This is a genomic window from Exiguobacterium sp. s166, assembly GCF_018618855.1.
Taxonomy (GTDB): Bacteria; Bacillota; Bacilli; order Exiguobacteriales; family Exiguobacteriaceae; genus Exiguobacterium_A.
On sequence record NZ_JACSMU010000003.1, the window covers coordinates 355,967 to 380,952 of the forward strand.

The 24,986-nt window shown below is 45.7% G+C and carries 30 protein-coding genes; 8 read left to right on the forward strand and 22 right to left on the reverse strand.

The genetic code is table 11. From position 1 onward, the window contains the following. Window position 1: 1 nt before the first annotated feature. The gene (locus KNP93_RS09845; RefSeq protein WP_214855009.1) at window positions 2-508 is read right to left on the reverse strand and encodes a DNA topology modulation protein; all 507 of its coding nucleotides are present in this window, start codon (window positions 506-508) and stop codon (window positions 2-4) included. Further along, a complete protein-coding gene (locus tag KNP93_RS09850; protein ID WP_214855013.1) occupies window positions 505-1,575 on the reverse strand; it encodes a DUF871 domain-containing protein in 1,071 nt (356 codons plus the stop codon). The genes KNP93_RS09845 and KNP93_RS09850 overlap by 4 nt, the downstream gene beginning before the upstream one ends. Before the next feature lie 134 nt (window positions 1,576-1,709). On the opposite strand from KNP93_RS09850, the gene KNP93_RS09855 reads away from it, so the two are divergent. Beyond that, complete coding sequence (locus tag KNP93_RS09855) at window positions 1,710-2,198, forward strand: DUF4825 domain-containing protein (RefSeq protein ID WP_214855016.1); 489 nt, start codon at window positions 1,710-1,712, stop codon at window positions 2,196-2,198. Window positions 2,199-2,316: 118 nt separating this feature from the next. After that, window positions 2,317-2,511, forward strand: a complete 195-nt coding sequence (locus KNP93_RS09860) for a hypothetical protein (protein WP_214855019.1) — start codon at window positions 2,317-2,319, stop codon at window positions 2,509-2,511. Between the two features lie 196 nt (window positions 2,512-2,707). Here KNP93_RS09860 and KNP93_RS09865 read toward each other — a convergent pair whose 3' ends face one another. From KNP93_RS09865 to KNP93_RS09885, 5 genes are all read right to left on the reverse strand, one after another. Continuing rightward, on the reverse strand, window positions 2,708-3,325 hold the full coding sequence (locus tag KNP93_RS09865) for a hypothetical protein (protein ID WP_214855021.1): 618 nt from the start codon (window positions 3,323-3,325) through the stop codon (window positions 2,708-2,710). A 77-nt stretch (window positions 3,326-3,402) separates the two neighbouring features. After that, on the reverse strand, window positions 3,403-4,005 hold the full coding sequence (locus KNP93_RS09870) for a hypothetical protein (RefSeq protein ID WP_214855024.1): 603 nt from the start codon (window positions 4,003-4,005) through the stop codon (window positions 3,403-3,405). A 181-nt stretch (window positions 4,006-4,186) separates the two neighbouring features. Continuing rightward, window positions 4,187-5,560 carry a PTS transporter subunit EIIC gene (locus KNP93_RS09875; protein WP_214855026.1) on the reverse strand — a complete coding sequence of 458 codons (1,374 nt, stop codon included), beginning with the start codon at window positions 5,558-5,560 and terminating at the stop codon, window positions 4,187-4,189. A 12-nt stretch (window positions 5,561-5,572) separates the two neighbouring features. Beyond that, entirely contained in the window at window positions 5,573-6,457 is an 885-nt protein-coding gene (gene murQ / locus KNP93_RS09880; protein WP_214855029.1) for an N-acetylmuramic acid 6-phosphate etherase, read from the reverse strand. Window positions 6,458-6,605: 148 nt separating this feature from the next. Then, window positions 6,606-8,546: a glycoside hydrolase family 3 protein gene (locus KNP93_RS09885; RefSeq protein ID WP_214855032.1), complete on the reverse strand. Its 1,941-nt coding sequence runs from the start codon at window positions 8,544-8,546 to the stop codon at window positions 6,606-6,608. A gap of 220 nt (window positions 8,547-8,766) precedes the next feature. Between KNP93_RS09885 and KNP93_RS09890 the strand changes: the two genes are divergently transcribed. Continuing rightward, complete coding sequence (locus tag KNP93_RS09890; RefSeq protein WP_214855035.1) at window positions 8,767-9,282, forward strand: hypothetical protein; 516 nt, start codon at window positions 8,767-8,769, stop codon at window positions 9,280-9,282. An 86-nt stretch (window positions 9,283-9,368) separates the two neighbouring features. Here the strand turns inward: KNP93_RS09890 and KNP93_RS09895 are convergent, their stop codons facing one another. Both KNP93_RS09895 and KNP93_RS09900 read right to left on the reverse strand, forming a co-directional pair. After that, window positions 9,369-10,103 carry an acetoacetate decarboxylase gene (locus tag KNP93_RS09895; protein ID WP_214855038.1) on the reverse strand — a complete coding sequence of 245 codons (735 nt, stop codon included), beginning with the start codon at window positions 10,101-10,103 and terminating at the stop codon, window positions 9,369-9,371. 13 nt (window positions 10,104-10,116) lie between these two features. Beyond that, the gene (locus KNP93_RS09900) at window positions 10,117-11,139 is read right to left on the reverse strand and encodes a ketopantoate reductase family protein (RefSeq protein ID WP_214855041.1); all 1,023 of its coding nucleotides are present in this window, start codon (window positions 11,137-11,139) and stop codon (window positions 10,117-10,119) included. Between the two features lie 100 nt (window positions 11,140-11,239). Between KNP93_RS09900 and KNP93_RS09905 the strand changes: the two genes are divergently transcribed. Next, the gene (locus tag KNP93_RS09905) at window positions 11,240-12,115 is read left to right on the forward strand and encodes a LysR family transcriptional regulator (RefSeq protein WP_214855043.1); all 876 of its coding nucleotides are present in this window, start codon (window positions 11,240-11,242) and stop codon (window positions 12,113-12,115) included. 69 nt (window positions 12,116-12,184) lie between these two features. Here KNP93_RS09905 and KNP93_RS09910 read toward each other — a convergent pair whose 3' ends face one another. Further along, complete coding sequence (locus tag KNP93_RS09910; RefSeq protein WP_012370213.1) at window positions 12,185-12,514, reverse strand: winged helix-turn-helix transcriptional regulator; 330 nt, start codon at window positions 12,512-12,514, stop codon at window positions 12,185-12,187. Between the two features lie 342 nt (window positions 12,515-12,856). On the opposite strand from KNP93_RS09910, the gene KNP93_RS09915 reads away from it, so the two are divergent. Next, window positions 12,857-14,059, forward strand: a complete 1,203-nt coding sequence (locus KNP93_RS09915; protein ID WP_214855046.1) for an MFS transporter — start codon at window positions 12,857-12,859, stop codon at window positions 14,057-14,059. A gap of 320 nt (window positions 14,060-14,379) precedes the next feature. Next, a complete protein-coding gene (locus KNP93_RS09920) occupies window positions 14,380-15,285 on the forward strand; it encodes a TerC family protein (protein ID WP_131504005.1) in 906 nt (301 codons plus the stop codon). 133 nt (window positions 15,286-15,418) lie between these two features. Here the strand turns inward: KNP93_RS09920 and sstT are convergent, their stop codons facing one another. From sstT to KNP93_RS09980, 12 genes are all read right to left on the reverse strand, one after another. Continuing rightward, window positions 15,419-16,690 carry a serine/threonine transporter SstT gene (gene sstT, locus KNP93_RS09925; protein ID WP_214855049.1) on the reverse strand — a complete coding sequence of 424 codons (1,272 nt, stop codon included), beginning with the start codon at window positions 16,688-16,690 and terminating at the stop codon, window positions 15,419-15,421. A 367-nt stretch (window positions 16,691-17,057) separates the two neighbouring features. Beyond that, entirely contained in the window at window positions 17,058-17,402 is a 345-nt protein-coding gene (locus tag KNP93_RS09930; protein ID WP_214855050.1) for a type II toxin-antitoxin system RelE family toxin, read from the reverse strand. 28 nt (window positions 17,403-17,430) lie between these two features. Then, entirely contained in the window at window positions 17,431-17,748 is a 318-nt protein-coding gene (locus KNP93_RS09935) for a hypothetical protein (RefSeq protein ID WP_131504002.1), read from the reverse strand. 237 nt (window positions 17,749-17,985) lie between these two features. Beyond that, window positions 17,986-18,156, reverse strand: coding sequence for a DUF6440 family protein (locus KNP93_RS09940; RefSeq protein WP_214848620.1), 171 nt, complete (start codon window positions 18,154-18,156; stop codon window positions 17,986-17,988). A gap of 197 nt (window positions 18,157-18,353) precedes the next feature. Then, entirely contained in the window at window positions 18,354-19,205 is an 852-nt protein-coding gene (locus KNP93_RS09945) for a hypothetical protein (protein WP_214855052.1), read from the reverse strand. Between the two features lie 176 nt (window positions 19,206-19,381). Beyond that, on the reverse strand, window positions 19,382-19,564 hold the full coding sequence (locus KNP93_RS09950) for a hypothetical protein (RefSeq protein WP_251138752.1): 183 nt from the start codon (window positions 19,562-19,564) through the stop codon (window positions 19,382-19,384). Window positions 19,565-19,580: 16 nt separating this feature from the next. Beyond that, on the reverse strand, window positions 19,581-20,357 hold the full coding sequence (locus KNP93_RS09955; RefSeq protein WP_214855054.1) for an ankyrin repeat domain-containing protein: 777 nt from the start codon (window positions 20,355-20,357) through the stop codon (window positions 19,581-19,583). 425 nt (window positions 20,358-20,782) lie between these two features. Continuing rightward, window positions 20,783-20,935: a hypothetical protein gene (locus KNP93_RS09960; RefSeq protein ID WP_214855056.1), complete on the reverse strand. Its 153-nt coding sequence runs from the start codon at window positions 20,933-20,935 to the stop codon at window positions 20,783-20,785. Window positions 20,936-20,978: 43 nt separating this feature from the next. Then, window positions 20,979-21,662 (reverse strand): hypothetical protein, encoded by a 684-nt coding sequence (locus KNP93_RS09965; protein ID WP_214855058.1) that lies wholly within the window; start codon window positions 21,660-21,662, stop codon window positions 20,979-20,981. Continuing rightward, on the reverse strand, window positions 21,652-22,278 hold the full coding sequence (locus KNP93_RS09970; RefSeq protein ID WP_214855060.1) for a hypothetical protein: 627 nt from the start codon (window positions 22,276-22,278) through the stop codon (window positions 21,652-21,654). Before KNP93_RS09970 ends, KNP93_RS09965 begins: the two co-directional genes overlap by 11 nt. 109 nt (window positions 22,279-22,387) lie before the next feature. Further along, the gene (locus KNP93_RS09975) at window positions 22,388-22,645 is read right to left on the reverse strand and encodes a hypothetical protein (RefSeq protein ID WP_214855062.1); all 258 of its coding nucleotides are present in this window, start codon (window positions 22,643-22,645) and stop codon (window positions 22,388-22,390) included. Window positions 22,646-23,387: 742 nt separating this feature from the next. After that, window positions 23,388-23,894, reverse strand: a complete 507-nt coding sequence (locus KNP93_RS09980) for a hypothetical protein (protein WP_251138753.1) — start codon at window positions 23,892-23,894, stop codon at window positions 23,388-23,390. A gap of 275 nt (window positions 23,895-24,169) precedes the next feature. Between KNP93_RS09980 and KNP93_RS09985 the strand changes: the two genes are divergently transcribed. Together KNP93_RS09985 and KNP93_RS09990 are read left to right on the forward strand one after the other, a co-directional pair. Next, window positions 24,170-24,592, forward strand: a complete 423-nt coding sequence (locus tag KNP93_RS09985; protein WP_188004205.1) for a hypothetical protein — start codon at window positions 24,170-24,172, stop codon at window positions 24,590-24,592. A 21-nt stretch (window positions 24,593-24,613) separates the two neighbouring features. After that, window positions 24,614-24,970: a hypothetical protein gene (locus KNP93_RS09990; RefSeq protein ID WP_131972876.1), complete on the forward strand. Its 357-nt coding sequence runs from the start codon at window positions 24,614-24,616 to the stop codon at window positions 24,968-24,970. Window positions 24,971-24,986: the final 16 nt, after the last annotated feature.

Sequence of the window (24,986 nt, forward strand, 5' to 3'; positions counted from 1 at the left end):
ATCAGGCGACGTTTTCGATGAAGCGCCGGACTTCTTTCCGTGACTTTAACACGATAATTGTCTTCGTCGCTTCGACTTGAGCGAGTCTCGCTTGAATGCCTGGCCGCTGTTCATCCGGATATCGCCACACCCACTTCAAAAAGGCAACATCAATTTTTTCCGGACACCCTGCTGCCATATCCGGTCGTGACTTGTGCCGGTACCGGATTGACCGTTTCAGAATCCGGTAGACGCAGGTCGTTCGCGGCAGATCAAGAAAGATGATCGTATCCGCAACGTTCAACCGGAGATCCATCGTCCCGCCGTAGTTCCCGTCAATGATCCAGTCGTCCCGGCTGATCAAATTCGTTTGAATCTGTCGTTGTTCCTCGCGCGGCACCGCCTGCCAGTCTGCCCGCCATAATAAACTGTCGAGATGGTGGACACGGATGCCCAGTCGTTGACCGAGTTGACGGGCTAACGTCGACTTGCCCGATCCGCCGGAACCGATTAGCATGATTTTTTTCATTCCGTTTCCTCCTGCGTTTCCACCCACTCCAGCAAGAACCGCCCGCCGGGACCAATCTGTTGCACCAACGGCCGGTCTGCTTCAATCACACGACCGATGACGTTGACCCGTTCGTCGGCCGTTAGATCCCGTTTTGTGATTTGTAATTCACCGGCATACCGTCCGTAATTCAGATTGTCGATCGTGATTGATCCAACCAGTCGGTCTGCCAGGACGACGGATTCAAGTAATCCGTTTCCAGGTCGGCCGTAAGCACGTGACTCCACCGACCGGATGACGTCCCGCGCCGGATCCATCCGGTTTGTCTGGATACTCTTTAAAAGCGGATCATCAACGGTACCGGTTGCCCGGAGAACAATGACGCCCTCCTGATACGCGGCGAACTGGTGCATCGTTCTTTCCGAAATACCGGGATCGCCAATCAGAATCCGGTCGACGGACGATTCCAACTCGAGATAGCAGGCAAATGGTGACTGTCCCCGGTGATCTTCGAGCGTCGGTAACGTGGCATGCAACGGACCGCGTAATGGCCCGTCTCCCGGGATGAACGCCTGAACCCGGATTCCTTGCCCGTGAAGCCATGCATTTTTATCGTTGAACCAGTTCCGGTCGAGTCCCGTTTCCGGTCGCGGATAAAAATTATGCCACGCTTCGACGTGCTCCAAGATAAGCCCCTCCGCTTTCATCGCGTCAAGTTCCTCCGCCGTTACCGTACTGGCGTTCAAAGCAATCATCAGTTGTTTGGACAAATTAGCGACCTGCTTCGGTGTCACCCCGTAATCGACCCGCAATCCGGTCACGCCCCATTCGGTCAACGTTTCGGCATCATCCCACGTCTTACCGAGCGCAGCAAGTGACGTCGGGGCGATATCCGCGACAAGCTCCATCTTGAGTTCTCCGGCCAACTCACCTAAATTCCGCAATCGTTCCGTATACAATGACGGATCGTCTTCCGGAATATGTAACGACGTAAAGATCGATGTAAAACCAATCGTCCGCATCTGTCGGATGCTGTCTTTCGCCTCATCTGTCAGTGGTTCACTCAAATAAACGGCAAGTCCTTTCATCTGTTCCACTCCTTCTTGTCAGCATAGTGTTCAAAGACCATTAATTGTTACTAAAGTTCCAATATAAGAATTTTTTAGGATATACTTCATGAATTATGATACCATTAGTACGAGATCCATAAAGGAGAGATTGTATGAAACGAATTTTGATTCCATTCCTGTCGATCGCCTGTCTGGTATTGATCTGGAACGGCTACAGCCAGCATGCCGATTCAAAGACGGACCTGTTCCACTATAAACATTCCGTTGTCGGCGACAACAGCGCCGTCACGAATATCGTCAAAGAACTGGCACACCATCAAGAGTTGCATCAGATTGCCCTCGAAACGAAACAAACACCGTATGGAATCCATTTGACTTACAAGGACATCGAGACGGAACAAGTCGAACAGGAGATCAAAGAAACGGTCCTATTCAACGCGACCTACCTGTTTGTCCTCATCGATAACGTGGACCGGATTACATTTACCTTCCCGGATTATACCTTTACCGTGACCCGCGATAAACTGGATGGCTGGTACAACACGCAACTCAGCACAATCGAACAGGAACAAGCAGTCACAAAATTGATTCAGCGTCATTTGAAGTCTGAAGACAAGATCAACCAGTTTTTCGCTGACTGATCTTCACCTATTTAGAAACTAATGGAGGTCATCTGTATGTTCGCTTGGTTCGGCATGACACAGGTAAAAAAAAACGAACCGTCAATTCTTTAGGAATCTGCAAAAGCGGACTGTGACCTTGATCCTGCTGACAGCCCTTCTCGTGTTGAATGGCGTGAAGTCTCTGTTGACTTACCTGATTCCCGCAGCATACCTGTCTGACTCAATCATTGCTGTTCTGCAAGGGACAGCGGGAGTTCTTGTTGCCTTGGTCTATGTCCTGATTTTCGAACGTATGCTACAGGACAAGACCGTCGATACGAAGATTCAATGAGCGGTTCAAGTCTGTCCTCGTTCAGGGGATACACTTCACTTGAAGACAAAAGTGGTTTTTCTCTTGATCGAGAAGAACCACTTTTTTTGCTCACTTCAAATCGTATGCCTAAGACAAGCACCACGTTGCTATTATCGATAATAAATTTACTAAAAATAATCGATTTTTTATGAAGAGTCTTATATATTAGATATTTTTACAGAAACGCCAACAACCTTCGCATCGATTTTTCTATCATCGGGAGCGAAGTTCGAATATCGATCCATCTTTTACTCTCCGAATCAAAGTACAATCCCTCTTGACGTATTTTTTCTTTTGAATTGATTTCGTCGTATTCTAAAAACAGGTCTATTTGCTGCTCCGCCTTTTTGAAGTCATCAAAAGGACCTGTCCCAAAATAAAATAAACGTCCCTCTTCCGTATAACCTGCTAGTTCCTCCAGTCTCTCTTCCATTTCTGCTTGCGGTCTTATTTTTCCTTTGACCATATCAGTGATGGTCGCGTACACTCGAAACGGTACCTGAGTCTTCAAAAATCGTTGTGAATACCATTCCCAAATCGCCACCCATTTAAAGATAATGTATAGAATATAGTCACATTGAGTTCCTTCCTCTCGTTCGTGAAAATCAACAGTCCAAGTGACCATGCCTGTACTAAATTTAAAATTCACGATAAACTCACCCACTCTTGTTTCATCGTCCACAAAATCGCCTAGTCGAATACTATACTTTTCCACGTAATCCTCTAACGGAATTGGCTGCTGTTCCGATTCTTGTACAAAGATTGTAATGTCCTCGAAGATACTACTATTCATGCTAAAACCTCCAAAATCACCTGATAAAAAAAGATTTATGCTTTTAATGATGAGAAACATATATTACTCGTAACAATTTAACCATGATAGTCTACTACTCTGATGATTTGTTTAATTGCAGGTAACGAGTACTCTAAATCAATCCACACGTTTAAGTCATGATCGTAATAAATTTTTTCAGTTCTCATCCGCTCAAATGAATTTCTTTCGTCAAAATCCAATACCCAGTCCATATTGTCGTAATTTATTTCCGAATCACTTGTTTCCTCAAAAACCAAATTGATAGGAATGGGTTCGGATGATGATAATTCACGATATTCTTGACTATGTTCACCAAATCTTTTTTTTATATCTTCTTCATCCAATATGTAACTTTTATTCGTAACAAGATCAGCCTGATAAAACCATTCCCAAATGATTGTCCATTTCTGGACTAATTTATCGACCCAATAATGTCCCCACTCTATGTCTTTTCTGTTGAAATCAAAACTGAACGTATCGTTTTTAAAATTAGAAGTGACATGCATGACAACTCTTGTTCCAGTGATTACATCTGGATGCTCAACGAAATAAAAGCCATTCTCAAACTTCTTAGAGAATTCTTCAATCGATTGGATATGACCATTTCTTTTTTTGAACTTCAGTTCGATTTTGTCAATTTTCATTATAGTTTTCTTCATAGGCTAAAAATCTCCTTATTTTATACTGATTTCAGTTCATCTGCTGATCAACAAATTGAACTCTAGTTATACAACGAATTGCCTACAAAACGACACTTTCTTACATTATTGTTAGGAAAGTTAATTTATAAAGATCAAAAGAGATGACTCAAATATGAGACACCCCTTTGATCGGAAATTATTAAATCCCATCTGCCATTTCTTCTTTGAAACCAAACCAGAAGGTAAACAAGAATCCAAAAGCATACGAGATGACGAGACCGCCGATATACGTCAAGTACATCCCGTTATCGATCAACGGTGTCAACGACAGACCGGATACACCGACCCCAAGCGCCGCCGTTTTCATCGTCGCTTGGAAGGCACCGCCGACTGCGGCTCCCATACAAGCCGTCAAGAACGGACGACCAAGTGGTAACGTGACCCCGTACAGCAACGGTTCACCGATACCGAGGAACCCGACCGGAATCGCTCCCTTGATAATGTTGCGCAACCGTTGATTCCGTGTCTTGACGAAAATCGCCATCGCTGCTCCGACTTGCCCGGCTCCTGCCATCGCAAGAATCGGTAACAGTGCCGTATTGCCAATCGTATTTAACAGCTCCAAGTGAATCGGTGTCAATCCGTGATGAAGACCGACCATGACGAGCGGCAGGAAGAATCCGGCGAGGACGGCACCGGCAAGCGGACCACCGACTTCGAGAATCACGTTAATCGCTTTCATGATGCCGTCTGATAAAACGCCGGCGACCGGCATGATGGCATAAAGTGCCGTAAAGCCGACAATCAAAACGGTGAAGAGTGGCGTAAAGATAATATCAATTGAGACCGGCATGAACCGGCGGATATGTTTTTCGAGATACGTCATCAACCAGGCGGCAAAGATGACCCCAAACAAGCCACCCCGCCCGACGACGAGCGGTTCGCCGTAAATAACGATGTCGACGAGCAACGGATTAAACAGAATCCCCCCGGCAATCGCCCCGAGGACCGGCGTGCCACCGAATTCCTTCGCCGTATTCCAACCGACGAGAATCGCTAAGTAGGCGAAGACCGTACTACCAATCAATAATAGAATCTGCATCCAGGTTTCTGTCGCATCGACTCCGGCGTTTTTCGCAAAGTTTGCCGCACCGTTGATGATTCCTGACGCGACCAGTCCCGGAATGAGCGGGATGAAGATATTACCTAAACGGCGTAAAAAGCGTTTGAACGGTGATTTTTGTTTGTCCTTCACTTTTTGCCGTTCAATTGCGGTCCGTTCTTCAAACGTCAAATTCTCATCGACCGACTCTTCACCGATCGCAAGCCCTGTCTCGCGGCTCAAGTGGTCGGCGACCCGGTTGACCGTTCCCGGTCCGACGACGATTTGCAGCGTCTCGTCATCGATGACGCCCATGACACCGTCAATTTGTTTCAGTGCCGGTATATCGGCTTTCGTCGGATCCTTCAGCGACAACCGGACACGTGTCATACAGTGGGCAAGTTGCCGGAGGTTGTCTTTTCCCCCGACATGTTCGAGGATGGCGGATGCCAACACTTCTTCTTTCTTCATGTTCGTCCCCCCTTAAAGCGCGTCGCGGACGAATCCGTGCGCACGTTGTAATCGTTCGACTGCCTCAGTATACGAAACGTCAGCTAAAATCATGACGATCGCCGTCTTGACGTGGCCGTTCGCCGATGTGAAATAACGCGCGGCTGTCTCAAGATCAACCCCTGTCGCTTCCACAATCATCCGTTTGGCCCGGACTTCAAGCTTTTCATTCGTCGATTGGACATCGACCATCAAGTTTTGGTAGACTTTCCCGACGCCGATCATCGCCGCCGTCGAAATCATGTTCAACACGAGCTTTTGTGCCGTCCCGGCTTTGAGCCGGGTCGAGCCGGTCAAGACTTCCGGACCTGTCTCGACTTCAATCTGGAGGTCGGCATGCTGACTGATGATGGCTTCTTTATTACAGGATAAGGCAGCCGTTACCGCACCGACTTCACGTGCATAGTCGAGACCACCGATGACGTATGGGGTCCGGCCGCTTGCCGCAATGCCGATGACTGTATCGTTTGCCTTTAACTGCAGGGCTTGTAAATCTTCGACGGCCAGCGTCTTGCTGTCCTCCGCCCCTTCGACGGCTTTGATCAGTGCCCTTTCGCCCCCGGCAATCAGTCCGACGACCATGTCCGGTGAGACCCCGAACGTCGGCACACATTCTGCCGCATCGAGCACACCCAGTCGTCCGCTCGTGCCGGCTCCGATATAAATCAGCCGTCCACCTGATTGAAACGATTGAACGACTCGATCGACGACTTGTTTGATGACCGGAATTTCCTGCCGGATGACACTCGCGACCGTCTGATCTTCCTCGTTCATGACCGTCAGGATGTCTTCGACTGACATATCGTCTAGACTCATCGTTCGTTCATTGCGGCGTTCTGTCGCCAATTTCTCTAACATAACTTTCATCCTCTCTCAACAGCTCCTTTTTTCCTGATCATAACGAAACATTAATCCAAAAATAAATTGATATATTAGAAATAAAATTTCAGAAGAAGTCAATAGGGAAAGCCCAATCGAGTCGATTGGACTCCCTCAAACGAGCCTGTTATTTATTCCAGTTGCGGAATCCGTCCCCGAACTCGCGGTACAAGCCGGTTTGGAACGTACCGTCCTTAAACTTCGGTACATCAACCGGTAATTTCCCTTGTGGTACGAATTCACCAAAAATGGCGCGGATTCCTGCCGGTAAATTCGGTCCGGCTGATTTTGTGTTTCCCGCTTCCGAATCCGGTCCGTTCGGATCACCTTTGAAGCCGTAAACGAGTAATTGGGCGTCAGCATCCGGTTGGACGGCGACGTCATACGGATTCCGCAGACTGAGCAGGACGGATTTTTTACCCGTTCGGTTTGCCTGACGGAATACTTCAGCCGGCACATAATGATCTGCGGAAGATGTTCCGAGCTTCGCACTGTTATTGACGTTCGAGCCGACAATCAGATAGTCTGCTTGACTAATTTTCTCCTGAAGCGCCGGATTTTGATCGAGATGCGGCGTTGAGGCTCCATAATTTTCCGTCAGCACGTTGACCTGCTTCAGGTTCCCGGCATTTTTCTCAAGCGACCGGATCGTCTTGACCATGCTGTCCGTCTGATCTTTTGTTGGTGACAGGAAAAGGACCGTCTGCCCTTTTTTCGGTTTGAACGGCAATGTCTTCCGGTCATTTTTGACGAGCGTGACTGCCGCTTCCGTCATCTGCCGTTCAAGCGTCTTGTGCTCAGGACTGCCGACGACCGACTTCGCCTCGACCAGTTTTTCCTCAAGCGTCACATTCGAAGTTGCTTCACTCCAAATACCGCGTTTCGCTTTGAGTGTCAGAATCCGTTCGACCGAACGATCAATGTCCGCTTCCGAAAGCTCCCCGATTTCAACCGCTTCGATTACGTCGTCAAAAATCGACTCCAGTTTCGTCACATCGTTCACGGACCGGAGGATCGTCGGCATCAACGCGATATCGACACCGGCTTTAAACGTTTTGATGACGGCTTCCGACTCCGTGAAATTGTCGGCAATCGCCTGCATGTTCAACGCATCGGTGACGACAAGTCCCTGATACCCGAGCTCTTCCCGTAAGACACCGGTAATGACGTCATCCGACAATGTCGCCGGTAACGGGAATGTTCCTTGTTTAGACTCGACGACCTCATCCTCGATCTGCGGCATCCCGATGTGTCCTGTCATGACCATGTCGATTCCTTCCACCACTGCCCGCTTGAACGGAATCAGTTCGAGCTGTTTCAGTTCCGCCAGTGATTTATCGACGACCGGCAGACCGTAATGCGAATCGACCGCCGTATCGCCGTGTCCCGGGAAGTGTTTCGCCGTCGCAACGACCCCTTGTTCCTGGATACCGCGCGTCATGGCCGAACCCAGTTCCCCAACCAGGTTCGGATCACTGGAAAATGAGCGGACCCCGATGACGGGATTGCCCGGATTGTTGTTGACGTCCAGGACCGGACCAAAGTTGACGTTGATGCCGAGCGCATGCAGTTCAGAACCGATAATGTTTCCTGCCGCTTCCGCATAAGCCGGACTGCGGGTCGCCCCGAGTGCCATGTTGCCCGGTAAGTTCGTTCCCGTTCCGAGTCGCGTCACGATTCCGCCTTCCTGGTCGATTGTTACGAACAACGGAATGTCGTTGCTTGGATCCTGCTCGACGACTTCCTGCAGATCATGGACGAGTTTCGTCGTCTGTTCCGTCTCGCTGACGTTTTCCGCAAACAGGATGACACCGCCTAAATCAAACCGGTCGATGACCCGTCCGACTTCCGGTGCCAGTTGCGTATGATTGACCCCATCCCATAACCGGAAATCCGGCATGATCATTTGACCGATTTTTTGTTCAAGTGTCATCCGTTCCAGTTGCGCGTCGACCCGTTGCGTGACGGAAGATGTCGTTTCGGCCGCGACCGGTTGCACCGGCAGAGACGCGGCAAGTAACGCCGTCGTCAATCCGAGTGTCGCCGTCCAGTTGAGTTTCTGTCCCATATGCTCAGCTCCCCTTTTGTTTTGACTCCTGCCTGATTGCTGTTGCTTCCCCGTGTTCACTGTTAGTATAACAAGCCTAACAATCAGAAACAATATTTTATTTGAAAGCGTAAACATTTTGAAACAAAGTTTCTTTAATTATCTTTTCTCTTTAAGACTAAAGATAGGAATTCCGGTACAATTAATACATCGTCACATCTAAAAAGGAGACAATCATTGCATGAAAAAATTCCGCGGCAAACGCCGCTACTTCCGACAACTTCAAGCTGAGCAGCACCTGACGGCTCACCATCTAGATTTCAGTCCCGACAGCTGGTTTGATTTTTGGCACGTTCATCTTGATTTTCACGGACGCGGAAATGGTCATCTTAAAGTCCGAAAAGCGCATGTTCAGGGACTGTTTCAGCTGATGAATGAGCTTGATGACGCTCTTAAGGCATGGGGACACCCTTATCAGCTGTGGATTGAACTGTCACGGTTGGACGCAGGGGCGGACGCCGTTTTTGTTCATACGAACAATCCGAACGGAAACAATTTCCCGTTCGTACTCCCGACCTTAACGAAAAATCCTGAACCACTTCCAGCCTATCTACAGGATATCGCTGACCTCGAGCAGTATCATATTCGTTCATACGAACGGTGCACTTTCGATGAATTTGATGACGAACCGGAAGAAAGCTTTGATCACATACTCGTTATTGAAAAGAAAGACATCATCCGTTCGGTGAGTCCGTAAAAAAAAGCCCATTCATCACGGTCCTGGAAGGACATGACGGATGGGCTCTCGTTTAATCGTCAACTGAAGATGATTTCAAACATTTCTTACTTCATATAATCAAACATCTTCTTCGGACCGCCGAGTCGTAAATCGGCGATAATGTGTTGCGCATCCATGATTTTTCCGACCGGGAAGTCGGCCAGTGGTGCCATGACATGCTGGAACAATTCCAGGCGGGCCGGGCCACGATAGGCTTCCTTCACCTGAATATCCGTGATTTGACTGCGCGTCAATTCAGAAATGATCAGCTCTCCTTCGTAGCCGCGGTGTTGCTTCAGCATGAATTGCGGCGTCCCGATGATGGCTTTCGCCTCTTCTTCCTTGATCGGATAGTACTTATAACCCATCGTCGCCTGGGCGACACGAAGCGAATGATAATCGAGTGTTCCAACGAGAACGTCGTTGTCTAAAAATAGCTTCGGTGAACCATATTTTTTCGGGAACGAGGCGACTTCCCGTCCGGAAGCGATCGCCGCCTGATTGTTGACATACATCGACAGGTAGAACTCCCCGATTTCTCCGTTATACCGCACCGGGATGACATGTCCGCATTCCAGATACGATCCGAGTCCCGTACTGTCCGGCATATTGATGACTTCGAACTTGATTTGGTTACCGATCAGCTCAAGCGGTTCCGGTACGACGGCTCGCAATTGTTCCAGGTCCGTTTCATAGACGATATTCAAGTATTCCCGGTTCCGGAAGAAAATATCGACCGCTGGAAAGACCGGCGCGTTAACTGGTGTCGCGACGATATTTTGGACATCCTCTTTTTTCATCTGATCATCCCCCTTATTTAACTTCGAGAAGTGTCTTGAACTGCTCGACACTCTGTTCAAAGTCGGTTACTTCCTGTTTGTCCTGTGCATTTCGGACGAGTGCCTGAATCATGGAGTTGACCGGTGTCGGAATGCCGTAAGTTTCCCCGTACATCGTGACGACACCGTTAATGTAGTCGATTTCGGTCGGCTGGTGTTTCCGTAAATCCTGCAACATGCTCGCTTCAAGATTTCGCGAGCTGTTCATCAGCTGCGGCAGTTCGATCATCTTTTGATCAATATCATCGAGCTCGCTGTACACCGTCAAATCCGCTTCCCCCATCCGCGCAAATTCGATTCCATGCGCATGACCGACATCAAGGACTTCCTTCATCGCGTGAATCGCGGCCCGCAACAGGACCGGATGGTCAAGCACGTCGCCATACGTCCCGTTACACGCAGCAGACAATCCGCTGAACGCACTGTTAATAATCAGTTTCGACCATTTCGTGCCCGGCAGGTTATCGGAAATCTCCGTTCCGCCGATCGTATCCAGGACTTCTTTTAACTGAACAATCCGGTCTGTCGTCGCCCCGTCGAGTTCACCGATTTGTAAGGCATATTTTTTAAAGAACGAGTAGTCTGTTGTCAGACGGGATTGTCCCGGTCCGACATATGTCGCCCCGAACTCCACGGACCCGGCGATAATCCGTTCGCTCGGAATATGCTGACGGATGATTTCTTCCGGCACTCCGTTTTGCAAGGAAACGAGGATGCCGTCTTCTTTTAAAATGGCTTTGACGGCCGGTAAGACTTCCGGATTGTAGAGCTGTTTCGTCAGCAACAATACGATATCATACGTTTTCGTAATCTCTTCCGGCAGAAAAGCCGTGACGCGTTGCGTCATATCGGGTCCGACGACGTGTGCCCCGTTCTCGTTTAGTCGCGCGACATGTTCTTTGTTCGTATCAATCAAGTCAACGACAGGATATGTTTCACTCAAATACGCACCCATGATGGTACCGAGTGATCCTGCTCCATAAATTGCGATATTCATTTCCATCACCTCTGCACTCAGCATATACCGGTTTCCACATAAACAAAAATATATAATGATGTATACTACTATAAACGATTACTTATAGGAGGTGTGAGAGGTGGAATTGCTTCATTTACATTATTTCAGAACCGTCGCAGAAGAACTGAATTTTACTCATGCCGCGAAACGTCTGTTCATCAGTCAGCCGGCACTCAGCATGACGATCAAAAAACTCGAACGGGAATTGGATACCGAATTATTTAACCGGAACGGTCGGACGATCACCTTGACGAATCAGGGACGGATCCTGTTGCAGTCCGTCGAAAAAATCGAAAATGAACTCGAACTCGTCAAAGAACGGCTGTCGCATTCGGAACAGGACGTGACGATCAGCCTCGCCAGTTCACACGGTCGCTTTATTCAAATTCTGCTGGCGGAATTTTTGGTTAACCCGTCAGCGACGCTGTTCAATACAGAGATTTTGTCGAACCGTGAAATCCTGTCGCAACTTTTGACCGATGAAATCCATTTCTCGATCAGCTTTATGGAAATCAAACATCCCGAAGTCACGAGTGAACCGGTCATCGAAGAAGAGATTGTTTTGACTTACCCCGATCATTATACGGAGCAGGAAGTAATGCGTGTGCTTTATGACAACGAGACGGCAAAATCGTTCCTGTTCCCGTCACACAATAAGGATTACAACAGTTTCATCAAATTAAAGATGACTGAATTCAGTTTATACGCGGATTCGATTCGTTACATTGATGACGTTTCCCTGCAAGTCGCCCTGCGTCAGCAACGGTATTTCAGTTTCGTTCCCGTCTCCGTCTGCCGTGAACTGCAGCTTCCGTACGTCTCCAAGGCTAACCTGACGATTGTCTCAAAAATCTATCTGTCACGCTTAAGCCGTGGCCTGACCGAAGAACAGCAGACTGTTTACGATGCCATCAAACACTTCTTCCTCCGCGAAGCCGCTTCCTTCGTTAAATAATGGAAACCTGAAAAAACGACCGTCCTGATGACAGGCGGTCGTTTTGCTGTGCTATTCGATTGTTACGATTTAAGAAGACACGACTTCCTCGCCCGTCAGATCGATATGCCCTTCGCCCCAGGCACACATGGCGTCTAAGATTGGGCGCAATGACCAACCGTAGTCGGATAACGAATAGATGACTTTCGGCGGCACCTGTTCGTAGACCGTCCGGATGATGACACCGTCCTGTTCGAGTTCCCGCAGTTGCTGCGTCAACATTTTCTGTGTGATGTTCGGCATCAGCTTTTTCAATTCGCTCGTCCGGCGTTCGCCTTTGATGAGGTGACACATGATGACAACTTTCCATTTGCCTCCGATGACTTGCAGGGTTGCTTCGACCGGAATGTTATAGGCCATGCTGATTCTTCCTTTCGTTTCCCGAAGTACGGGGACAGGTACTTTTTAGTGCCTATCGCACTTGAAAGTGCGTACTTCTCAGGTAGATTTGATGGGTTTATGATAACAACTGTCAATAGAAAGTACAAGCCACCTTCGTCTGTTACTTCGATCTTGGAGGGTAAGGTACTTTTTAGTGCCTATGGTACTTGAAAGTGCGTACTTCCATGAAAAGCAACGCCGCTCTATGATGGGATCACGCAGAAGCGTTCTCCCTTCATCCAAACGATCCGGGCCCGGTCGTTCAGAGCAGCCGTTGCGTTGTCTACTATTATCTATTTCACTAATTCAGGAGGAATCATCATGAATCAATTAAACCCGCGTGCCGAACAGGAACAGGTCCCGCAAAACGGCCGCCTTGCCCTGCTCGCACTTGCCATCAGCGCCTTTGGAATCGGAACAACCGAATTTGTCCCCGTCGGCTTGCTCGCAGCGATTGCCGGTGATTTAAATATCGGTATCACTCTGGCCGGACTGATTATTTCCGGATATGCGATCGGCGTCGCCGTCGGTGCGCCGATCTTAACCGCTCTGACGAACCGGATGAACCGGAAAACGCTTCTCATGTCGTTGATGGTCGTCTTTATCGCCGGTAATCTCGTCTCTGCCGTCGCTCCGAGTTTTGAACTGTTGATCGTCGCCCGCTTCATCACGGCGTTCTCGCACGGCGTCTTCTTCTCGATCGGCGCAACGATTGCCGTCCAGCTCGTACCGGCCGATAAAAAAGCCAGTGCCATCGCTTTGATGTTTACCGGACTGACGGTTGCAACCGTGACCGGAGTTCCGCTCGGCACATTCATCGGTCAAGCATTCGGCTGGCGCGCGACATTCTTCGCCGTCGCGGCACTTGGTCTTGTCTCGATCATCGCCAGTTTCTTCCTGATTCCAAAAGACTTAAAACAATCTCCACCGGCGAAATTTTCCGACATGTTTAAACTGTTGACGAATGGACGCTTGATTCTCGGATTCCTGATTACAGCGCTCGGTTACGGCGGAACGTTCGTCGCCTTCACCTACCTGACACCGATCATGCAGGACGTCACGAAAATCAGCCCGAGCCTGATCAGTATCATCCTGCTCGTCTACGGAATTGCTGTCGCCATCGGTAACGCAGTCGGCGGAAAACTCGCCAACGGTAATCCAATCAAAGCGTTATTCTATATGTTCATTCTGCATGCTATCGTCATGATTGCCCTGTCGTTCATGATTCCATTTAAAGTCGCCGGTATCATCGGCATCATCCTGATGGGCTTACTCGCCTTCATGAATGTCCCGGGGCTTCAGCTCTATATCGTCCAACTGGCGGAAAAATATGTCCCGGCAGCCGTTGATGTCGCTTCCGCGTTGAACATTTCCGCCTTCAATATTGGGATCGCCCTCGGGGCAACGATCGGCGGACTCGTCGCCGACACGATTGGCCTTGTCCACACACCGTGGGTCGGCGGAATCATGGTCATCCTCGCCGTCATCCTGACTGCTGTTTCCCGTCGTCTGGAACGTCTGTAATATGACGTCTGATTAACTAGGAGCCATCGAAAGATCAAAACATTTTCCGAGTACCTTCTCGAAAACATGCCGGTGAATTGAACTGATCTCCCTTCAGCCCTCTAACGGATTGCCCTGTCTTTTTACGGAAACTTTTTCCGGTAGAAGACAGGGCATTTTTGTGCACCCGCTTGCCTTAGCCCCGCCACTTCTTTCGAATCCACAAATCGATCGATCGCACATCCAAATAAAAAAGCAGCACACTTATCTCTTTACTTTGAGTTCTTATGAACTTATAATCAAAATATGAAAAGCACATCACTTCAAAGGAGGAAGCGCTGTTGACACTATTGATTGTATTTTTAGCCATCGTCTTCATCATGCTCGCACTGGACCTTGGCGTGTTTCACAGGAAAGCCCATGAGGTCTCGCTCCGCGAAGCCTGGACGTGGACGTTCGTCTGGATCGGACTCGCCGTCGCCTTTGGCGGTTGGTTGTTCTACGCACAAGGTAGTGACGCTGCTATTGAATACACGAGCGTTTATTTCATCGAGAAGGCACTCGCGATTGATAACGTCTTCGTCTTCTCACTCGTCTTTGCGTACTTCGCGATTCCGTTGAAGTACCAGCACAAAGTCTTGTTCTGGGGAATTCTCGGTGCCATTCTCTTCCGCGTCATCTTCATCGTCGCCGGAGTATCGCTTCTTGAGAACTTCGCATGGGTGTACTACATCTTCGGTGCATTCCTCGTCTACACGGGTTACATGATGTTTAAGAACATCGGTCAGGAAACGTCGCTTGAAGAAAATAAAACGATCCGTTGGCTCGAGAAACGCTTGCCGATCACGCAGGACATCTCGTCCGGTAAGTTTACGCAGCGGATTAACGGTAAATTGTTCTTCACACCGCTGTTAATCGCGTTGATCTTCATCGAAGTCTCGGATATCGTCTTCGCCGTCGACTCGGTCGCAGCAAGCTTCGCCTACTCGCGTGATCCGTTCATCATCTTCTACGCAAACATCATGGCGATTCTCGGACTGCGCAGTCTCTACTTCGTCCTTGCGAACCTGATTGACCGCTTCTACTACCTGAAACACGGTCTCAGCTTCATGCTCGTCTTCATCGGAGCGAAGATGATTCTCAGTGATGTCTACAAAATGCCAATCTGGATGTCGCTCGGAACGATCGTCCTCGTCATCCTGATCAGTGTCATTTACAGCTTTAAAAAGACAAAAGCACAAAAGTAACTTCGGTTAACCGCAGACCAGGAGGGAATCACGGATTCTCTCCTGGTTTTTTGTTCTCTTACCACGAAAAAAGGTGAAAGCCCATCCGTCAGCCTGGATGCCTTTCACCTTTTTTTGATTTCATCAACACGAATCAGCTGTTGACGACTCGTTCAGTTGGTTCTTCCGCCATAATCGGCCGATTGATTGACAGTTGTTCGCCGTCTTTTAACCGCTTTTTGAATTCGGCTGTCGCTGTAAACAACACATCCGTTGAAGAGTTGAGTCCTGTTTCAAACGAATCCTGCAAGACACTGATGATGAATCCGACAGCGATGACCTGCATCGCAATCTCATTCGGAATGCCGAACAGGCTGCAGGCAAGCGGAATCAACAGGAGTGATCCACCCGCGACACCGGAAGCCCCGCAGGCACAGACAGCAGCTAACACGCTCAAGATGATGGCTGTCGGAAGATCGACCGGGATGTTAAGGGTGTTGACCGCGGCAAGTGTTAAAACCGAAATCGTTACGGCAGCTCCCGCCATGTTGACGGTCGCACCAAGCGGAATCGAAATCGCATACGTCTCTTTATCAAGACCAAGTTTTTTACACAGTTCCATGTTAACGGGAATATTCGCAGCCGAACTCCGTGTGAAGAAGGCCGTGATCCCGCTCTCGCGGATACATCTGAAGACGAGCGGATACGGATTTTGACGAACGTTGATGAAGACAATCAGTGGATTGACGACAAGTGCAACAAACAGCATCGTCCCGATCAACAGGACAAGCAGTTGACCATAGTTGAGAAGGGATCCAAGACCATTTTTCGTAATCGACTCAATGACAATCCCCATGATACCAAGCGGTGCGAGTTTAATGATCCACCCGACCATCTTCGCAATCGCATCCGAGAAATTAGAAATGAACGTTTTTGTTGTGTCCGATGCATTTTTCAGTGCTAAGCCCAATACGATGGCCCACGTTAAAATCCCGATGTAATTACCTTGGACTAACGCATTGACCGGATTGTCCACCATATTCAGGACGAGTGTCCGGATGACTTCAACTGCATTACCAGGCGCAGCTAATTTCTCCGTGCTCTCCGTCAGCGCGATGTTGACAGGGAACAGGAAACTGAAGACGACAGCAACGGCTCCCGCTAAAAACGTTCCGAGGAGATACAGGAAGACAATCGACTTCATGTTCGTCTGTTGTCCTTTTTTATGCTGGACGATTGCTGCCATGACCAGGAAAAAGACTAAAACCGGCGCAACGGCTTTCAGCGCGGAAACAAACAGTGTTCCAAAGATGGTGATGGACTGGGCAGCTTCAGGAATCGATACAGCTAAAATAATACCAATAATCAAACCGACTGCAATTTGTTTCACTAAACTGATTTGGTTCCACATCTTCAACACTTTCATACGTTCCCCTCCAGGTTCAAAACGAATAAGTTATTTAGAATTTGAAAAACAACGATTCTCTCTCCTATCCAAAAGACAGATAGTTTACTCGTTCATTTTTCTAAAAATTCTCTCAGTTTGTTGTGTTCTATTTTTACATAAATCCGGTGAAATAAAAACTAGTTTTTTGTAAGAAATCCGATTCATTTAAGACGAGGTGATAAAAGAATCGGTATGCAATCGATTGCATTATTAAGAAGGAGAAGTACTCTTTAAGGAACTTGTTCTTACGAAATAGAAATCAAAACTAATCGATTTTAACGACATACAAAAAGACGATTCCTCGTTCAATACAGGAATCGTCTTCTTTAATTATCACAAATTGTACTTACTTTTCTTTTCGATTTAACGCATCTTTATACACGCGTTCTCTCGTACGCTCACCAATTGCTAAAATACTAACAATCCCTTCAATCTCTTGCTGAATTTCCTGATTATCCGATATTTTTATAATCGTTAATTGCTCGTCACGAATCGTGTAAACGAGCCGAAGATTCAATGATTTGTACTTTAGCTTATAACAACCAGTTAATGGAGCACGTAGCGGTTCACCATGATTTTTTGGATCAACTGCTAATTTTTCCTGTACATCCCGCTGAATAATTCGAATGATTTGTCGATCAAGTTTTTTAAGTTCTTTAACAGCTTTAGGGTGAAAATTAACTTTATACACAAGCATTCCACACTTTCAACATTGATTTTTAGTCAATGCTCAGAGAAGCAAATACGTCGTCAGCATCAATGAATGTTTCCGGCGAATTTTCCGCATCTCGTAGACGAGAAAGAAGCTCAAATTCTTCAATTAAAGCTGCTTGTTTGATAATCATCTCGCTCATTTCTTCGAATTGATGAAAACCTACAACGACCGTATCAATTTCTCCTTGCGCATTAGTGACGAAGAGTGGCACCTCTTGTGCTTTTTCTCTTGTTTGTTTGAAAGAACGTGAGACAGCAGTCGTTGAGATAATTTGATCCGCAGTAAGCGTCACAACCGACCGTTCTTTTGATTTCGAAATCATATAAAACTCCTCCTCAATCCCACTCTGCTCTTCACCTCGTTACAGTAATCTCAGTTTTCATAGATAGGCACCATGCCATTGAAACGTTGAGATGGATGAGTGAAAAGCACGTGGATAGTTTTAAATATGATATAGTAAACAATTTGTTTGCTTTAATAACTATATCCATCGTATCATATGTTTTAAAAAACGTATAGATAAACGTTTTAAAAGACGTATCAAAATACGTTTATTGATTTAACTTTTATCAACGACTACATTTCCTTCTTTGTCTAATAAGGGCGTCATCCCACTGAGACCAAGACCGCTTGTCATTATATAATTCACACCGGTCTCTGTATCGACAATGATTTTAATGATTCCTCCGCTCAGATGTTGTTTGGACTTCACGGTAAACCGTTTTTTCATTCCGCGTACACTCCTTGCTTCATTTTTTAATCAAGACATCTATTTTCCCGGGAACTTCGAGCTTATCAATGTTCAAACGTTTTATCTCTAACGTAATCTTTAAATCCTTCTCTTCTCCGCCCCAGCAAAATAGAGCTTAAAGTAAAACAATAACAGCATCCGAAAAGGATGCTGTTATTCGTAAACCAATTTTGTTGTTACTTTTTCGTCATGTAGACTCCAATGATTTTTGTGTATAACGCATCTAATTTCGCGTTTTCTTCGACCAAGATCGTTTCTTTTGTATTCACAAACAGTTGATTCGCTTCTTCAAATTTCCCGGCGTAAACGAGCAGTCTGATTGCACCGCGTTTGTCTCCGACGACTTCCGATGCGTCTTCACGAGCATACAGAAGCCGATCATATGCTTGATCCATGATTTCGATTTTCTCGTCTGTACTGAAGTTATTGGCATCCAGGTAAGCTTTCAAACGATTGGCGTAGTCCTTATAGTCGAGAACCGTTAAGTCTTTTGTAATCGATCCATATTGGCTTTCAAATAACTTAATTTGCTTATTTTCGTATTCAACAATCACTTTATAGAGAGCCTGTCCTTCTTTGGTCAACACCTTTTCCGCCTTCGTCAAACGAATGGTTTCTTTTTTCAACGCTGCAATCTGCTTATCCGCAACCTTTTTTTCCTTCTGCGTGTTCACTTCTTTAATCAGCTTTTTCAAGGCTTCCGCTTCTTTTCGTGCCTTCTTACGGTCCGTCATATACTGTTTTGATTTTTTGTTATACGCTTCCACTTTAGCGCGGTACACAGAATCCGTGATGTAGTCCGGTACTTTGATTCCACCCAGATTCCCCATATGGAAGAGTGTGCTGCCGTACGATGCTACGACTTTCGTTTGTTTGGCGCGATACTTTTTGTAGTCGAATTTTTTCTTGGCGACTTGAGTCGTCTTGGTCGAAGCGTCCGCTACACCACTGTTTACTCCGACACCCGTCAATACAAGAGCCGTTACAAGCGTACTTGCCACCGCTTTACGAACCGTTACTTTTTTCATCCTGTCACGTCCTTTTTTATGTGGGTTGTGTTCCAGTTAGTTTCTATTCCAAGGAAATAAGTAAATATATTCCATACCTTCAGTTTATCATGTCCGGATGCTGTTGTTGAACAGAATTCATATGGATTACCACTTTATTTTGTCTGCCGGAATGACGAGATAGATTCCTAAAATAATCAAAATTCCGAACAGGATATAATCTGTTGTCGGTAAGCCCCTCCCCAGGCAATATCCCCATCTTTCGTGACGATCATAGATCCCACAGCCGCAATCGTCTCCGTCATTTTATTGAGCTGGATGATCAGCATACTAAACAAAACCGTCTGGACGATAATCAAGACCCCAATCCATTTCTTCACATCGATTTCCTCCTGCTTAAGTTTGTAATAAAGCTACGATTTCCGGATAACGGTGTTTGACGGCAAAGTCGAGTGCCGTTCTTCCTTCCGCGTCTGGATGCTGTCGATTGGCACCGTGTTCCAACAATAATTTGGTGATTTCGGTTAAACCGTACTGACTCGCCAGCATCAAAGGGGTATTGTTCTCATTTAACGGATTTTCGATTTCAATGTCAGCTCCTGCTGCCAGTAATGCCTGTATCGCTTTGACATGTCCTTCCCCGACAGCCAGATGGAGCGGTGCGAAGCCGTTCCTTTCCATCCGGTTGACATCGGCTCCCGCTTCCGCCAGCATACGAATTTTCTTTATTTTTCCTTCTTGAGCTGCATAATGCAGCGGTGTATGCCCTTCTCCACTATCTGTCTGCCAATCCACACGTGTCCGGTCTTCGAGTAATCGCCGGAGAACCCGTTTATTCCCGGAACGGGCAGCGATAAAATGCAGTGCCGTAAAGCCGTACCCGTCAAAATCAAGGGCAGCACCGCGGTCAATCAGTTGGATTGCGATTTCACCCTGCTTTTCATACAAGGCGAGATGCAACGGTGTCAGACCATCCTTATCGCGTTGGTTGATATCCGCTCCATTATTAAGCAACAGCGTGACGATTTCGTCGTACCCTTCCTCGATTGCCCAGTGCAGTGCGGCAGATCCTTCTTCATCGAGCGCATTCAAATCATCTCCGCGCGCGATACATGTCTTCATCTTTTTGATATTTCCGAAAAAAGCATAATCTTGAATGGATTTTTTAGGCATATTACACTCCCCTTTCAACGAGAATTTTCTCGTATGGATATTATTTACAATTAAAATCACTCATGTTAAGATAACAGTATGAACAAGAAGCGCTTGAGTACATACTTGCTCCAAGCAACTTTAATGTCGAAACATAGTGGGAGGGACATAACCAATGAAAAAGCAATTGGCTTATGCCGGTTCATTCGCGTTATCTATCATCGTAATCATTGCGATTCTTAAATTAGTCGGAGTTGATATTTAAACTATTGACTGACGTTTGACAATTTAAATTAATGTATAGAAAAAGAAGGAGACGACTTACATCGTTACCTTCTTTTTTTTGCAAGTCGCGTCAAAAAGCGTTTCATCATTAAAAACTTTTTATCGTATATTAGATACATCGAAAATAGCGTACATGACGCATGACGCTTCACTTTATGATTTCAATTGTTTGAAACCGCAAGGCTGGTAATCGTCCGCTTGAACTTCGGATGATTCGCAATTCGACCTGTAAAGTTTTGGACCCAGTAGTCTGTAATCATCGGTATCTCTTGTCGTTGAATGACTTGTAAGGTGTATCGATTGATGTTGAACACCTTATTCTTTCTTCCTAAAGTTACGCAAACAGGATGTTAAGTTTCACTCATCGAAATCCGGATACTCTGTAATTTTGCGTCTACTGACACGTTTATCTTGTCCGATTTGATCCGTTTCTTTCAAATGGTACTGCACGACAAGTAACACCAACATGACCGCGGACAAAACAGATAAACTGGCGTAGTATGGCTGTACTTCCCGCTCCAGTCCAAAAGCGGACAAGACTTGCAATACCATCAATGCACCAAACATTCCGTGAAAATACCACCGGAAAAATTTCGGCAGACCAACCTGACCAAATGTCTCATACCAGACGTAAAGTCCTAAACCGAATGCAAAATTATTAAGCCTCTCGTAAGGAAGGACGAACAAGAGAATCCCGAGTCCAAGGAGCAGCCACGCCAAACGAATGGCCGGCTCAAAAAAGCCAGGATCAAGAGGTGGTTCTTCCGGTTCATCAATGACGTGCGCTGCCTGTTCTGCCTCTGTCAGCGGTCGAAAGCCGAGTGCTTCTTTTTCTTCGGCCAACTGACGCATCCGCTGTTTCATGCCAAAATAGAACGGGAACCGCTCTGTCGTGACCTCCCCTTCGTTCGTTTGACCATTGGCCTGCTCTTGGACGGAGACCTGATAAAGCGTCCGCCCCACCCGGTAACAGACCCAGTAATCGACGGTTTGACTGATCTCTCGTTTTAATTGAATCAGTGATTCTTGTTTATCCTTCATGCGGTGTGATCTCCTTCGTCGTAAGTTCCTTTAATTGTTGAGTCGTGTACAGCAAGAGGATGAATCCTGCGATAAGGCAGACGGTTCCGTTGGCAGAAAGATTAAATGGTTCTAAATAATCTTTTGATGAACCGGCCAATACAAAAAAGAATACGCCTCCCGACCAACGATAAAAACGGGCACGGGCTGTTTTCCCTTCAATATAGATCGGATAAAAGAAAGATAAGAACACAAGCGGAATATATCCCAGGATCGGTAACAGACCGGTCAATGTCGATAATCCGCACAGCATGAGCAAGAGAGCACTCAGGAGACGTAATTTGATGTTGCGCCGATCTGCGCGGTAGTTCATCGCCTCAGATTGAGAAAAAGGTGCTTTCAAGTACCCCTCCTCCATCTTTTGACGCATCCATTCTTTTTTCTGACGATAGGCGGCAAATGTATTTTTAAAAGGAATTCGAACAGTCGCCGTCTCCTCGTTAATTTCAATCATGTCCTCACTATTCAGGGCCGGTTCTTTCCGGGCAACACCTTCCCTGACGAATAACGTGCGTCCTTCTTGGTGATAGACGACATGATAGACTTCATCGTCGATTTGTTTTAACAATTGAATCATGCTGGTAGCTCCCTTTATTCTGCTCTATATGAATTAATACCATTGATCGGCTTCAGACGTTCAGCCGTATCTGATGAATGATTCCAGCCTCCTGTTTCTTCTCTTTTCCTTACCAAACTGCATTGACACCATACAGTAAAAGCACTCCTCCTGCTAAGCAGAAAAAACCGTATTGTCTGATGGATAATGAACTAAAGAGGATGACACCAATTGATAAGAGGAGACTGAGCACAAACGAATCGACATGATCGACCCCGTCTCCATGTCCGGATAGCGGCGTTTTGTTTGCGTACTTACATCGGATGAAGTACGTTCCTAACATCAGCAAAAAGAGTCCGGCAACAAGACCGATGAATGGTAAGATCACGAACGATCCCTCCAAGATATGTATTCATTTTCATTAGATAGCAAGTTTATTTTGACAAAGATATTATAACTAATAAATACGATATTTTCCTTTATTAAGTTTCATTCATGAAAAAAATCCCAAATTAAATGTTTAGAGATAGTAATCGAGGAACGTGATTTTCCTAGTCGGATATCGACAAGATGTTTAGAAATACCACATACAGAAAAAGCCGACATCGCTGATTGGATGTAGGCTTCGTTTGATTATCGTGAGTTTTAATAGATTGACCGTACTTCTCTTGATCGCAACAATTAATTATGAAGTTTTAAAACCTCTTATACGAAAGGCTTACAATTGAAGTCTACTAATTCATCCATGTCGAATAATAGATTTTCGAATTTAAATATTTTTACGGAAATACGACTATAAGTACAGAAAAGCAAGCAATGGTGATTAAAATCATCCCAAGCGTCATAGTTAGGTTAAACGTCCAATAGGGTATTGATTGATTCTTATAAACATCCAGTCTCTTGATCGGCAAGATAAATATTAACCAAATGGTAACCATAAAAAAAGCAGATAAAATACGTTTATCCGAAACTAACTCATCGATTGAAAATCTTATGACGATCCACAAGCCTATGTTAATCACAAATGCTGCGATGAAAGATCTTATTAATACTGATTTATTCATATGTCACCTCAGTTGTATTGATCGTTGATTCTTATTTGCTCTTCTTTTCTTGTATTCAAAAATAGCTCACGGAGACCATAGTACGGATTCTGTGTCCTCACCCAATGCATTACAATAATCTGAATAACGATCAGCTTCTTCTATCGAATCAATCAACCCATAACGATTTAGTGAAAAATTAAAATGCTGATGCAAATCACGCTCTAATCCATTACATAAATAGGAATGAAACGAGCCAGAGTCAAATCCCAAAACTTCGTATCCTACTTTTTTTGCTCCCTCTATCCCAGGTGGGTGGTGCTGTGACAACATTTTTTCCACTCCATATGGTTCAGGATTTTTACTGCTGAATAATTCTACATCTTTAAGAAAATCTACTATATACTGTTCAGGTAATCCGATGCTGATGATGCGTATATCAGGTAGATGAATCAAAAAACGCTTTAAAAATTCTTCCGCAGTATGTAAATCAGAAAAGACTTGAGGGAACAAAACATCACCAGTATTCCTATGTTCTTCTATCCAATGTTCGAATAACTGAAAGTTGTTAAGCGAAAGACCAAGTTGATCCATTTAGCGTTCTCTATTCACTTCAGAATTCCCCCATAAGATACTGGTATTAGGATATTGATTACAGAGACAATCACTCACTGATAGCACGGTTTCGGGAACAACCTTTTCATCCATATAATCTTTACGGGGTGTTGGCATAACAAGAAAATATCCTGCTGATATGTAATTCAAATTTTCGTCTCCTTCTCATACGAGATTACTATGATACTCACAAAGTATTTGAACTTTTAATGAATCTTCATGCTGAAGTGTTTGAATAGAAAGGAAATCATCACATGAATAAAGAACAGGAAACGATTATCGTTAAATCATTCTTCGTCAAACGGGTGCAAGAACGTGTACTCCATGAACTGTTTTCCCCTAAAAAACGAGATCAAGCTCTTTATCGACTGGACCACTTGTATAAAAATATGCTCAAAAATGACTACTTGATTGAAATCCCCCCACCCAATTCGTGGCATGAAGATATTTATGACTTATTAAAACAACATGGTGCACCAGATACCTGTTACTGTTTGTCAGAGAATGAATGGATTAATGGAAAAGAATTATCTTTGAAAGAAGCACTTGAACATGCCGTCGGATTTGGCTTTTCCTCCATCATTTCCTGCATCCCTGGTGAACTGGCTTACTTCGAGGCAGAACAATCATTTGGGGCACCACCTCGTTATTTACTATTGAAACCTACATATAACTAAAATACGAAGGAGGATTTGCAGATGTTTTTGATTAGAAACGATTTAATCGATATTTCAGATCAAGAGGAGACGTTAATTTATCCTGATCACCTACAGATTTTTTTATATCGGGATGCTGAGGTCATTAAACACCGCTGTGCTTTACTCATCCAACTGGATGAATACGAAGATAAATTATTCAAGCCAACTGAAGTCCTTGAACTCCTTGGTATTTGTGAGGTTCTTTCTCATCGACATTGTTTCCCTCATGAACCATGGAGGTTGAAGTCAGCAGACCCTCTCATTCAAGATTTGCATTATTTTTTGCAAAAATTAAAAAGTATGTGTATACAGGCTGTTTATCAAGATCGACTGATTTTCTTCCTAGGATTATCCTGAGACTGATTTTAAGCAA